8 protein-coding genes and 1 tRNA gene are annotated in these 13042 nt (G+C 73.1%); 2 read left to right on the top strand and 7 right to left on the bottom strand.

The window, feature by feature from the left end; all coding sequences use genetic code 11:
• Positions 1-4: 4 nt before the first annotated feature.
• Complete coding sequence (locus ABZ945_RS12210; RefSeq protein WP_361267474.1) at positions 5-1642, bottom strand: dynamin family protein; 1638 nt, start codon at positions 1640-1642, stop codon at positions 5-7.
• A 443-nt stretch (positions 1643-2085) separates the two neighbouring features.
• Between ABZ945_RS12210 and ABZ945_RS12215 the strand changes: the two genes are divergently transcribed.
• A tRNA-Arg gene (locus ABZ945_RS12215) sits at positions 2086-2158 on the top strand.
• 645 nt (positions 2159-2803) lie between these two features.
• Positions 2804-4966, top strand: coding sequence for an MMPL family transporter (locus tag ABZ945_RS12220; RefSeq protein ID WP_361267363.1), 2163 nt, complete (start codon positions 2804-2806; stop codon positions 4964-4966).
• 120 nt (positions 4967-5086) lie between these two features.
• Here ABZ945_RS12220 and ABZ945_RS12225 read toward each other — a convergent pair whose 3' ends face one another.
• The 6 genes from ABZ945_RS12225 to ABZ945_RS12250 form a co-directional block, all read right to left on the bottom strand.
• Positions 5087-7051 carry a GAF domain-containing protein gene (locus ABZ945_RS12225; RefSeq protein WP_361267365.1) on the bottom strand — a complete coding sequence of 655 codons (1965 nt, stop codon included), beginning with the start codon at positions 7049-7051 and terminating at the stop codon, positions 5087-5089.
• A gap of 13 nt (positions 7052-7064) precedes the next feature.
• Positions 7065-8459: an MFS transporter gene (locus tag ABZ945_RS12230; protein WP_361267367.1), complete on the bottom strand. Its 1395-nt coding sequence runs from the start codon at positions 8457-8459 to the stop codon at positions 7065-7067.
• A gap of 145 nt (positions 8460-8604) precedes the next feature.
• Positions 8605-9348: a 3-hydroxybutyrate dehydrogenase gene (locus tag ABZ945_RS12235; protein ID WP_361267369.1), complete on the bottom strand. Its 744-nt coding sequence runs from the start codon at positions 9346-9348 to the stop codon at positions 8605-8607.
• A 150-nt stretch (positions 9349-9498) separates the two neighbouring features.
• Complete coding sequence (locus ABZ945_RS12240; RefSeq protein WP_361267371.1) at positions 9499-10959, bottom strand: tannase/feruloyl esterase family alpha/beta hydrolase; 1461 nt, start codon at positions 10957-10959, stop codon at positions 9499-9501.
• A gap of 278 nt (positions 10960-11237) precedes the next feature.
• Complete coding sequence (locus tag ABZ945_RS12245) at positions 11238-11873, bottom strand: class F sortase (RefSeq protein WP_361267373.1); 636 nt, start codon at positions 11871-11873, stop codon at positions 11238-11240.
• A 271-nt stretch (positions 11874-12144) separates the two neighbouring features.
• A complete protein-coding gene (locus ABZ945_RS12250; protein WP_361267476.1) occupies positions 12145-12852 on the bottom strand; it encodes a DUF4142 domain-containing protein in 708 nt (235 codons plus the stop codon).
• Between the last annotated feature and the right edge of the window lie 190 nt (positions 12853-13042).

The raw sequence follows: 13042 nt of genomic DNA on the forward strand, positions 1-13042 counted from the left end.
GCCGTCACCTCTCCTTCTGCAGCAGGGACAGCGCGGCGATGAGTCCGGCCTGTGCTTCGGGGCCGACACGGAAGGCGCGCAGCGGGGTCAGCCGGCGTTCGCGCTCCTCGGCCAGGACGCGGTCGATGGAGGTCTCGACCAGTGCGCCGCCCTTGTCACGCAGCCGCAGGGCGCCCTTGGCGCCGAGGAGTTCGGCGAGCCGGTCGCCGGCGCCCCGGGCCCGGCGGCCGCCGAGCAGTGCGGCGGCGAGCAGCGCGGCGGCGGTGTCGGCGTCGGGGGTGGCGCCGGCCGGCCGGTCCAGGCTGCGTACCTCCTCCTCGGCCAGCTCCTCCAGGACGCGGCGCCAGCGGCGTACCGCCATGCCGATCCGCTCGGTGCTCTCCCGGTCGGGGGCGGGGCCGTCGGTGCCGTCGGGGCCACGCAGCGCGGCGGCGGCCGGTTCGCGGCGCCAGCCGTCGCGGACCTCGTCGTCGGCGGCGGCGACCGCGCACTGGAGCAGGGCGGTGAGCGATTCGGCGAGGGAGTCGAGCAGTTCGGCGGCGGTGGAGTCGCGGGGGTAGCCGCGCCAGCGGGTGCGGGCGTCACCGGCCAGCACGGCGCCGCGCTTCAGCTCGCGCCGGACGCGTTCGCGCTGCTCGGCGTAGGCGGCCTGGACGGTGTCGGTGAGGCGTACGGCGGCGGCGTACTGGGCGGCGACGGCGCCGGCCAGCTCCGGCAGACGAGCGCCGAGCGAGTCGATGACCCCGCCGGCGGTACGGCCGGCGGCCTGCTGGCGGGCGGCGGGATCCTGTACGTGGTGGGTGAGCCAGCCCCGTAGCGCGGCGACCGCGGTGTCGGGCAGCAGCCCGGTGCCGCCCGCGGTGGACTCGGGCAGCTCGGGGATGGTGAAGCGGGGTACGTCGCCGAGTCCGGCGCGGATGAGCAGCGCCTCGTACTGCCGGGAGACGTCGGCGATCACCTGGTGCGGCACCCGGTCGAGGACGGTGATCAGGGTGGCCTTGTACTCCTTGGCGGTACGGAGCAGATGCCAGGGCACGGCGTCGGCGTACCGGGAGGCGGTGGTGACCATCACCCAGACGTCGGCGGCGCAGATGAGTTCGGCGGCCAGTTCGCGACCGCTGACGACCAGCGAGTCGATGTCGGGGGCGTCCAGCAGGGCGAGGCCGCGCGGGACGGTGAGGGCGGTCTCCACTCTCAGGTCCCGCTCCCCCGCCGCCGGCCGCTCGTCGGTTTCGCCGCCGCCCTCCCGCTCCTCCGGGTCCTCCCGGTCCAGCGGCCGCCAGACCCGGGTGAGCTGCGGCAGGACCCGCATCCCGGCGAACCAGTGGTGGTCGTCGGGGTGGCAGACCAGCACCGGCGTACGGGTGGTGGGCCGCAATACCCCGGCCTCGCTGACCCGCCGTCCCACCAGGGAGTTGACGAGGGTGGACTTCCCGGCTCCGGTGGACCCGCCGATGACGGCCAGCAGCGGCGCGTCGGGGTCCCTCAGCCGGGGCACCAGGTAGTCGTCGAGCTGGGCCAGCAGCTCGGCTCTGGTCTGGCGGGCCCGTGGGGCGCCCGGAAGCGGAAGCGGAAGACGCACGGCGGCGACACGGTCGCGCAGGGCGGAGAGTGCGTCGATGAGCTGAGGCCGTACGTCCAAGGTCACCACATGCGAAGAATGCCCAATTTACGGACCTTTTTGAAGCGTATACCCCCTCTGCGCGCCGACCAGAACCACCGACCCCGCACGGGCCCCTCTTCCGCCGTACATCGGAGACACGCCTGGTAGGCGCGCGATGGGCGGCCGATGGGCACCCGGCAAACGGCGTCGAGCGCGCCACCGCGCACCGGACAGGCGGGCCGCCACGGGCACCGGCCGGGCGGCCCGGCGGAATAACGACTACACAACACCCCGCCCGGAAGGGGCGAAAAGCGCTGCGCGGATCGCACCTGCCTGCGATTATCAGGTTCGCTTCACCGAACCTCCACATCGCGCGACACCGGTGAAGCGGCCGGGTCATGGCGCACGGAGCCCTATCCTTGACCCCGGCGAGGTCACGGACCACCCACCACCAGGGGCTCCAGGCCGCAAGGCCACCACCGGCCCCCGTAGCTCAGTGGATAGAGCAGGCGCCTTCTAAGCGCTTGGCCGCAGGTTCGAGTCCTGCCGGGGGCGCACACACGGCGAGACCCTCCTCCGGGAGGGTCTTTCGTCATCCGGCGGTCAGGGCGACCGCGGCGAAGACCGCACCACCCGCCCTTGGTGTGGGCCGGGGACACACGGTCACCGCAGACGCATGCGACCCCGGCAGGCCGCCCCGCCCGGGACGCGGGTTCACACCACCGCGGGTGGGCCTCCACACGGCGGCATGGGAGTCGCAGCCGACCGGATCCAGATCCCGGCGGCATGGGAGCCGCAGCCGGCCGGACCCGGATTCCGGCGGCTGCCGGGCATGTCCGCAAGAGGACACCGGAAAAGCGGGAACGCTCGGACGGCGGCAGCGGTTCCGATGGAATTGTCAACTACCTGCCAGGGCCAGCCTCTTTTATGACGAGCACTCATCAGCATGACGGAGACTCGGCATGCGGATTCGATCCGGACGCGTGCGGCCCTCCACCATCTCCCAGGCGGATACCGGTCCTCCACCGCACGGCGGAGGACCGGTCAGACCGCGGGGTGATTTCCGCGGGGCCGCATGGTGCGGTGAGAGCCCCGCTCCTAACCTGCCAGGTGCTGGACGGCGAACGGACACGGAACACGGATGCCGCCTTCCTGAACGGGTCGAGCCGGCAGCAGAGATGAACTTCCCAAAGGAGCGTCATGTTCGGACGGATAGGACGGTTCTCCGTCAACCGGCCATGGCTGACCATCGTGGCCTGGATTGTCGCGGCGGTCGCCCTGGCCGGACTGGCCCCGGAACTCAAGTCAAGCACGGACCAAGCCGACTTCCTCCCCTCCCACTACGAGTCGGTGCAGGTCGGCAAACTCCAGGAAAGCGCCTTTCCCCAGCAGGAGAGCGCGGCAGCCATCATCGTCTATCAGCGGGCAGACGGCGGGAAGCTGACCGACGCCGACCGAGCGGCCGTCGCCAAGACCACCGAAGATCTCCAAGCCAAGAAGTTCGAGACCTTCAAGAACGTGGCGACGTCGCCCGAGGCGGTTTCGAAGGACGGCAAGCTGGCGCTGGCGAGCGTCTTTTCCACGAACAAGAACTTCGGGGACGAAGCCACCCTGGAATCGATCAAGAAGCTGCGCACCGACGGTAAGGAACTGCTTCAGGGCAGCGCGCTGACCATGGGCGTCACCGGACCGGCGGCGACGAATCTGGACGCCAGGGAGTCGGGAGGCGACACCGACGGGATGATCATGATGGCCACCGTGCTTCTGATCATCGTGCTGCTCGGCGCCATCTTCCGCAGTCCGCTGATCGCCCTGCTGCCGGTACTGATGATCATTCTGATGTTCATCATGGCCCAAGGCTTGATAGCGACCGCGGGGAGCCTCTTCGGCCTGGAGGCCGACAGCAGCGTGTCCGCGATCCTCATCGTGGTCCTGTTCGGTGTCGGTACCGACTACATACTCTTCCTGCTGTTCCGCTATCGCGAGCACCTGCGGAACGGGCAGGAGCCGAAGCAGGCACTGATCGACGCTGTCTCCCGCGTCGGCGAGACCATCGCCTCCGCCGCCGGCGCGGTGATCGTCGCCTTCCTGGCCCTGGTGCTCTCCACCATGGGCAACATGCGGACGATGGGCCCTTCGCTGGCGATCTCCGTCGGTGTGACGCTTGTCGCCGCTCTCACCCTGGTACCGGCGGTCTTCTCCCTTCTGGGCACCAAGGCCTTCTGGCCGTCCAAGGCATGGCAGCGTGCTCCGAAGAACCGGCTGGCAGGCGGAGTCGGCACCATGGTCGCGCGGCGTCCTGCCGTGGTCGCCGCGGCCTCCGGCGCGGTGCTGGTCGTTCTGGCCCTGGGCGCGTTCGGTTTCAAGTCCGAGTTCGACTCCGAGAGCTCACTGCCGAAGGACCTGGAGTCCGTGCAGGCGATGGCGGACGTGCAGACCAGCTTCTCCGCCGGTGAGGCGGACCCCAGCCTAGTGTACCTCCGGTCCGAGGACGGCGAGAAGCTCGACAAGGCCGCCCTGGACACCTTCCGCCAGGCGATCGCCAAGGCCGAAGGGGTCAGCGACGTCTCTCCGGCGACGGTGAACCCGAACGGGGACGTCGCGCAGTACACCATGGTGCTGAAGCACCGGCCGGCGTCCGAGCAGGCCGTCGACCTGGTCTCCGGCCCTCTGCGTGACACGGTGCACGACGAGGCGCCCGAGGGCACGAAGGCTCTGGTGGGTGGCTCCACCGCCGTCCTCGCCGACATCCAGACCGCGGTGAACCACGACTACAAGGTGGTCTTCCCCGCCGCCGGGCTCGCCATCATGATCATCCTCGGTCTGCTGCTGCGCAGCGTGGTCGCACCGGTGTATCTGATGATCGCGGTCGGCCTGGGCTTCACCGCGACCCTCGGTTCGACCGTATGGCTCTTCCAGGACCTCAAGGGCGAGAACGGCCTGCTGTTCATGCTGCCGATCATCGTGTACCTGTTCGTCGTCGCCATCGGCACCGACTACAACATCCTCATGGTGGCGCGCCTGCGCGAAGAGGTGAGCCGTGGGAAGTCCCCAGCCGAGGCGGCGCGGCTCGCGGTCACCCAGTCCGCACCGACGATCGGTTCCGCGGCCGTCATTCTGGCGGGCACCTTCGGCGTCCTGGTGCTGGCCGACAACTCCATGCTCCAGCAGATGGGATTCGCAGTCGCGTTCGGCATCCTGCTGACGGCGTTCATCATGGCCCTGCTGCTGGTGCCCACGGTGACCGCCCTCCTCGGCGACAAGGCCTGGTGGCCCAACCGCGGCACCCGATCGGACGATCCCGCCCCGGACCGGCCCGCCGCACCGGACTCCCAGCACACGGTCGAGTCCGCCGGCGTGTGACCGCGGTTCCGCGCCGATGACCGGACGCCGGCCCTCCCCGACACCGTGGGGAGGGCCGGCGTCTTCGGGTGGCGACCGACGGCATTCGAGGACCGGCTCCGCGCGAAGAGCGGTCCGCCCTCAGCCCGCCGGCTGAGCGCCTCGGCGGGCGAGGTGGTGCAGGCGCAGGGCCAGGTGGATCTCCAGAGCCCTGGCCGGGGAGTTCCAGTCGGGGCCGAGGAGTCGGGCGACCCGGTCGAGACGCTGGACCACGGTGTTGACGTGGACGTGGAGGGCGTCCTTGGCCTTGGCGAGGCTGGCGCCGTGGCGGTGGTAGGCGTCCAGGGTGCGGAGGAGTTCGGTGCCGCGCTGGGCGTCGTAGCGGAGGACGGGGCCGAGGACCCGGTCCACATAGCCGGTGAGGTCGGCCCGGTCGCCGAGGAGCACGCCGAGGAAGCCCAGTTCGGAGAGGCTGGCGCCGTCGCCGGTGCGGCCGAGGGCCTCCAGGGCCTCCAGGCAGCGGCGCGCCTCGTCGTAGGTGCCGGGCAGGTGCTCCGTACCGGTGCCCGGGCCCGCCGCGCCGACGGTGACGGGCAGGGAGAGGGCGCGGCCGAGGTCCTGGGCCAGGTCGTGGGCGAGCGGGCCGGGTTCGGTGGTGGGGGCGAGCAGCACGGTGTGCCCGTCGCGGACGCCCGCGAGGCCGCCGAGGGCACGGGCGTGGCGGGCCGCCTCGGCCAGCAGCCGGGAGCGCGGGGCGGGCTCGCAGCCGAGGACCAGCACGGCGTGCGGGGTGGCGAGGTTGATGTCCAGTCTCCTGGCCCGTAGCGCCAGCCCGCCGGTGTCGCGGGGGCCGTCCGGCTGGCGGCCGGTGAGCAGGTCGTCCAGGAGCTCTCCGCGTACCCGGTTCTCGGCCTCGGCCACCGACCGCCGCAGCAGGAGCAGCAGCGCGGTGACCAGGGCGGCTCGTTCGAACAGGCGCCGGTCGGCGGCGGTGAGGTCGGCCCGGCCGGTGAGCATCAGGCTGCCGAGCGGTTCGGGGCCGGCGAGCACGGCGCACACCCAGGTCCCCTCGACGGGGACGGCCCGCCCACCGGCGCGCGAGGCGTCGAGCCCCTGCTCGGGCGGGGTGGCGGGGCCGGTGCCGACCCGGGCCAGTTCGGTGCCGTCGGGGTCGTGGATCGCCAGTCCGCCGTCCAGCAGGGCGGCGATCTCGCGGGCGACCTCGTCCACCCCGCCGCCGCGCAGGACGAGGTCGGTGAGCCGATCATGGGCGTCGGCCGCGCGGTGCAGGGCCTCGCTGTGGGCACGGGCCCGCTCGTTGGCCGCGTTCAGGCTGACCAGCGCGGAACGGGTCTCCTCAAGCAGCCGGGCCCCGTCGATGGCGACCGCGGCGTGGTCGGCGAGCGAGGAGAGCAGGGCGATGGTGTCGGGGGTGAAGTCCCGGGGCGCGCGGTCGGCGGCGAACAGGACGCCGATGACACGTCCGCCGACCCGCAGGGGGACCCCGAGGATGCCGCGCAGCCCCTCCTCGGCGACCCCCTCGTCGATGGCTCCGGTGTGCTTGAAGCGGCGGTCGGTGCGGTAGTCGGCGCTGGCGTAGGGGCGGGCCGTCTGGGCGACCAGCCCGCCGAGCCCCTCCCCCATGCCCAGGCGCAACTGCTGGAACGTGGCGGAGACCGAGCCGGAGGTGACCCGCATATAGGTGTCCCCGGCCTGGGGGTCGTTGAGGGTGAGGTAGGAGATGTCGGCGCCGAGCAGGGTGCGGGCCCGGTGCACGATCGCTCGCAGTACGGCGTCCAGGTCGCGCAGTGCGGCCAGGTCGCCGGCGGTGTCGAAGAGGGCGGCCAGCTCGGCTTCGCGTCTGCGGTGCTGCGTCAGCGTGCGGGAGATGTCCAGCGCGGTCCGGGTGGCCTCGTCCACGGCGCGCTGCTCGCGCGGGCCGGCACCGGCGGCCCGGACCCGGTCGGCGGGCCGGGCCAGCCGCTCGGCCGGGGCGTCGGCGGCGAGCAGGTCGAGCAGTTCCCGTAGCGCCGCCACCGACGCCGGGGCGGCGGGGGTCGGACCAGGCCCGCGAGCGGGCTCGGGTCGGGGCTCGGTGGCGGCCATGGTGGTCCTCCGTTCAGGGCTGCTTGCGGCCGGCGGCCGACGCCGGCCGCGGGAGTGGGGTGGCGGCCGGGGCGGTGGGCCGGGCCAGGTCGCGGCCGCGGGTCTCCTTGATGACGGCGACGGTGATCGTGGTGACCACCGCGGCGGCGCTGAGGTACAGCGCGATGGGGGTGCCGGAGCCATGGTCCCGCAGCAGTTCCACCGCGATGATCGGGGCGAGCGCACCGGCGACGATGGAGGCGAGCTGGGAGCCCATGGAGGCGCCCGAGTAGCGGACCCGGGTGTCGAACATCTCGGAGATGAACGCGGCCTGCGGCCCGTACATCGCGCCGTGCAGCAGCAGCCCCACGGTGACCGCCAGGGTGATCACGGCGAACGACCCCGAGTCCACCAGCGCGAAGAACGCGAACGCCCACACCGCCATGCCGACCGAGCCGATCAGGGTGACGGGGCGGCGGCCGATCCGGTCGGAGAGCGCGCCCCAGAGCGGGATGGTGGCGAAGTGCACGGCGGAGCCGATCAGTACGGCGTTGAGCGCGGTGCTCTTCGGCAGGCCGAGGTGGGTGGTGACGTACACCAGGAGGAAGGAGGTCAGGATGTAGTACGAGATGTTCTCGCCGAACCGGGTGCCGATGGCGCCCAGCACCTCGCGCCAGCTGCGCCGGAACACCTCCACCACCGGGGCCTGGTCCTTGACGCCGCGGGCCGCGTCGGCCTCCGCCTTGGCCTGGGCGGCCAGGAAGACCGGGGACTCGGAGACCGAGACCCGGATCCACAGCCCGATGACGACCAGGACGCCGGAGAGCAGGAACGGGACGCGCCAGCCCCAGGCGAGGAACGCCTCCTCGGACTGGACGGCGGCGAGGAGGGCGAGGACGCCGGTGGCCAGGAGGTTGCCGCCGGGGGCGCCGGCCTGCGGCCAGGAGGCCCAGAAACCGCGGTGCTTGTCGCCCCCGTGCTCGGAGACGATCAGCACGGCCCCGCCCCACTCGCCGCCGAGGGCGAATCCCTGGATCAGCCGCAGCACGGTGAGCAGGATCGGGGCGCCGACGCCGATGGAGTCGTAGGTGGGCAGCAGACCCATCGCGAAGGTGGCGCCACCCATCATCAGCAGGCTGAGCACCAGCAGCTTCTTACGGCCGATCCGATCGCCGAAGTGCCCGAAGACGACACCGCCGAGCGGCCGGGCGGCAAACCCGATCGCGTAGGTGACAAAGGCGATCAGGGTGCCGACCAGGGGATCGCTGGTGGGGAAGAAGAGGGTGTTGAAGACCAGGGCGGCGGCCGAGCCGTAGAGGAAGAAGTCGTACCACTCGACGGTGGTGCCGATCAGGCTCGCGGTGACGATCCGGGCGATACCGCCGGGGCGGCGCTCGTCCGGCCGGGCGGTGGAGGTGGTGTCGGTCATGGATTCACCGGTTCTCGGGTACGGGGGCGGCTTACGGAACGGGGACGGGGCGGGCTTACCGGCAGGGCTTACGGGGATCGGCAGGTGTACGGGGCGGGGGTGGCGGGTTCGTCGGGAGCGGGGCCCAAGGCGCTTGGGAAAGGCGTCAGTTGGCTCCCCAGCCGCCATCGAGCGGCAGGGAGGCGCCCGTGATGGAGCTGCTGTGCTCGGCGCAGAGCCAGAGCGCGGCCGCGGCGACCTCCTCGGGCTCCAGGAGGCGCTTGACGGGTGAGCGGGTCAGCAGGACCTCGGTCAGCACGTCCTGCCGGCTGATGCCATGGGCGGCGGCCTGGTCGCGGAGCTGGTTCTCCACCAGGGGCGTACGGACATAGCCCGGGTTGACGCAGTTGCTGGTCACCCCGTGCGGGGCGCCCTCGATGGCCGCCACCTTGCTCAACCCCTCCAGGGCGTGCTTGGCGGCGACATAGGCCGCCTTGTAGGCGCTGGCCCGCAGGCCGTGCACGCTGGAGATGTTGACGACCCGGCCCCACCCCCGCGCGTACATATGCGGCAGGGTGCGGCGCAGCAGCAGGAACGGTGCGGTGACCATCACCTGCTGGATCAGTGCGAACCGCTCGGGCGGGAACTCGGTGAGCGGCGCCACGTGCTGGAGGCCGGCGTTGTTGACCAGGATGTCCACGGCGGTCGGCAAGCGGTCGATCGCGGCCGGGTCGGCCAGGTCGACGGTGTGCGCCTCTCCCCCGACCTCGGCGGCGACCGCCTCGGCCGCCTCGGCGTCCCGGTCGACCACGTGCACCAGGGCGCCCGCCGCCGCGAACGCCGCCGCACACGCCCGGCCGATACCGCCCGCGCCGCCGGTGACCAGGGCGACCCGGGAGCTCAGGTCCATACCCGCGCCCGGGGGCGCCGGGCGGGGGCCGGGGAGAGGTAGTTCGCTCGTCATGGCCGGAAACAGTAGGGACACCGCGCCGCCGTACCTATGGGTGCGGACGACACAATGACCGCCGGTTCGATGGTGTTCCGGCACAGGGACGGGTCGTCAGCCGTCCAGACGGCAGTGGGCGAGCAGGGCGGCCGGATCGGCGGCGGCCGGCCGTTCGACGGTGTGACTCGCGGGCGGGCGGAGTCCGGCACCCAGCCAGGCCTCCAGGGCGGTGAACGCCGAACGGTGGCAGGGCAGGAGCGGGCGCAGCCGGTCCGGGAAGGCGTCCACCAGGGCGTCGGTATGGGTGCCGCCCTCGATGCGGTAGGAGCGGTGCAGCGCCCCGCGGTCCTGCTGCCGCACCATCCGGGCGTACACATCGGAGTCCTTGCCGATGGGCAGCAGCACGTCGAGGGTGCCGTGGAGGGTGATCAGCGGTCTGCCGATACGGCCGGTGAGCCCGATGCGGCCGACCGCCCGGCGGACCTCGGCGGGCCGGGCCGCGTAGGCGTAGTCCGCGTCGCAGCCGGGCCGTCCTCCGCCCGGGGCGCAGTACGGGGTGCCGGCCTCCAGTGGACCGTCGTACTCCGGGTCGAGCTCCTCGCGGTACAGCCGCTGGGTGAGGTCCCAGTAGACCTGGTGGTGGTACGGCCAGAGGAACTCCGAGCCGCGCGGGAAACCCGCCCGGTGCAGGGCGGCACGGGCCCGTCCGGCGTCCGGCCCGCCCGCCGCGTACGCCGGGTAGTGCCGGAGGGCCGCCGGCAGGAAGGTCAGCAGGTGGGGGCCCTCCTCCCGCCACAGGGTGCCCTCCCAGTCGACTCCCCCGTCGTACAGCTCGGGATGGTTCTCCAGCTGCCAGCGCACCAGATAGCCGCCGTTGGAGATGCCGGTGGCGAGCGTACGGGCGGGGGGCCGCCGGTAGCGCTGGGCGATGACCGCCCGGGCGGCCCGGGTGAGTTCGGTGAGGCGGGTGTTCCACTCGGCGATGGCGTCGCCGGGCCGGGCGCCGTCGCGGTGGAAGGCGGTGCCGGTGTTGCCCTTGTCGGTGGCGGCGTAGGCGTAGCCCCGGGCCAGTACCCAGTCGGCGATGGCCCGGTCGTTGGCGTACTGCTCGCGGTTGCCGGGGGTGCCGGCGACGACCAGGCCGCCGTTCCAGCGGTCCGGCAGCCGGATGGTGAACTGGGCGTCATGCGCCCAGCCGTGGTTGGTGTTGGTGGTGGAGGTGTCGGGGAAGTAGCCGTCGATCTGGATGCCGGGCACTCCGCGGGGGACGGGCAGGTCCTTGGGGGTCAGCCCGGCCCAGTCGGCGGGGTCGGTGTGCCCGGAGGCGATGGTTCCGGCCGTGGTCAGCTCATCCAGGCAGTCCGTCCGCTGATGCGCCGCGCCCGGCACCCTCAACCGGTCCTGGCGGTCGCAGTGCCGGTTGGCGGAAGCGGGGGCCATGGGGGCGGGGACGGGAGCGGGCTGGGCGGTGGCGGATGCGGGGAGCAGGGCCGCGGCGGCGGCCAGGGTGAGGGCGGCGCCGAGGAAGGCGGTCCGTCGTCTCGGGCCCGGTACGGCAGCGGGGAGCGGATCCATGGTGAACCTCCGGCTGGATGCGGTACGAGGGTGGGGCGGCGGTTCTCCGAGGCAGCGGCGGCGGCATGGCGGCTCCGCCGGTGTCATACGGACCCGGGGCGTTGTCCAGCCCCCTACGCTCCCTCCCCTCTCCGCCAGGTCCGGGCGCTCGCTGCCGAGCCCCGCTGCCATCGACGCACCGACCCTAGGAACGGGTGAGGACCGACCGGTATGGCTGCCGTCGACACTGTTCGCGCGAGCGGGACGTGGCTCGCCACCAACCGTGGACCGGGGCGGGGTTACGGGCCAGGGGCCGGCTCGGCGTACAGCAGCAGGTTGTCCGCGTAGGTGTGCGCGACCGGGTCGAAGGCGCCGGTGCAGGTGACCAGGACGAGCCGGGGGGTGCCGGTGGAGCCGAACAGGTCGCGGGGCAGCGCGGAGCCGGGGTGGGAGCGGCGGGCGGTCACCCGGTAGTGGTGGCGGGTGCCGTCGGCCGTGGTGACCTGGGCCCGGGCCCCGATCGGCACGGCGTGCAACCGCTGGAAGGGCCCCGCCCCTTCGGCCGCCGAGTCGAGATGGCCCGCGAGCAGCACCGTGCCGTGGGGTGTGCCGGGCAGCGCGCCGAGGGCCCACCAGCCCAGGCGCCGAGGGGAGTCGGGGACCGCCATGGCGCCCTGGCGGTCGGCGGTGACCGCGTCGACCGGTACGGCGGGCAGATGGCCCGGGACGGTGAGCGCGACCGGCGGCGAGTGGACGGCGGCGGGCGGACCGGGCGCCGCCATGGCCCGTACGGGCAGGGAGCCGGCGTCCGGAGGGACGGGGACGGCGACCGGCAGGGGGCACAGCAGGGCGGCGGCCGCCACGGCGAAGGAGGCGGTGCCGAGGCGCAGCAGCCGGCGCTCACGCCGTAGCGCCCGGGTGGCGGGCCCGCTCATCGGCCGGGGGCGCCCGGCGGACCAGTCGGCTGCGGTGCCGCCGGTGCCACGGAGATGGATCCGCCGGCCTCGCCGGGTCAGGCGGCCCGGAGCGAAACCGGCGAGCGGGACCGCCGGACCGGACCGGGTGGCCGGGCCGGAGCGCGCTGGTCCCCCTATGAGGTACCGGGGTATGAGCGTTCGGGGGGTGCGTAGTCGCATGGCTGGTCCCTGACCGGTCGGTGGCCCGGCCCCGTCAGCCGGTCGGCGGGGTGGGCGGGGGCGCACGCGCTCAGCGGTTGTCGTTGCGGCGCAGACGGGCGGCGGCCCAGAACGCGCCGGCCGCGACCACGAGGCCACCGACCGCCAGGACCGGCACGGCGACCGCGACCGGCACACCGGCGGCCAGGGTCGCGGACTGCCCGCCCGCTCCGGCGTGGATCGCCTTGGGGCCGGTGGTGTAGTGGCAGGTGCCGCCCCGGACCATGTCCAGATGGGAGGCGACGATCGGACGCACCGCCTTGGCCGCCGCGATGACCTGGGCGTTCTTCCCCTTGGCGATCTGGGTGTCGATACGGTCGAGGGTCTTCTCGTGCGCACCGGCGAGCGCGGTGAGCCAGGCCGCGTCGTATCCGGCCTTCCCGTGCTCGGCCATCAGTCCGGCGAGCAGCGCCTGCTGTTCGGCGGTCGGCGCCGGTGGCAGGTCCACGCCCAGCTTCTCGGCCAGCGCCTTGGTGCTGGCGTCCATCCGGGTGTGGTCCCGTACCAGGGCCGCTCCGGTCTCCCGTACACACGGGGAGACCGCGTGCTTCCGGCCGTCCTCACCCGCCGCGATCTCGGTGAGGTGGCCCTGGTGGGAGGCGCGTACGAAGGCCTCGTCCAGGACGGGCGCGGCGGAGCCCTCGGAGGAGGGCCCGGCGGCGGAGGCGGGGGCGGCTGCCAGGCCGCTGAGCGCGAGGCAGGTGAGGGCCGTAGCCGCTGCCCAGCGGTGGGTGCGCATCACGTGGGGGTCCGTTCTCGTCGGTCGGTCGTCCGGTGCGGACCCTCGGATTCGCAAGGGTCCTACCGACCATCCGGACACGGCGCGACCGGCTCCGCCACCGGCCGTACTGCAAACAGCGCAGGAGTGCGCGGAGGACGGAGGCGGAAGACAGAGGACGGAGGTGGAAGACGGCTCGGCCGACGGATCG

The sequence above is a fragment of the Streptomyces sp. NPDC046887 genome, from assembly GCF_040644755.1.
Lineage (GTDB): Bacteria > Actinomycetota > Actinomycetes > Streptomycetales > Streptomycetaceae > Streptomyces > Streptomyces lichenis.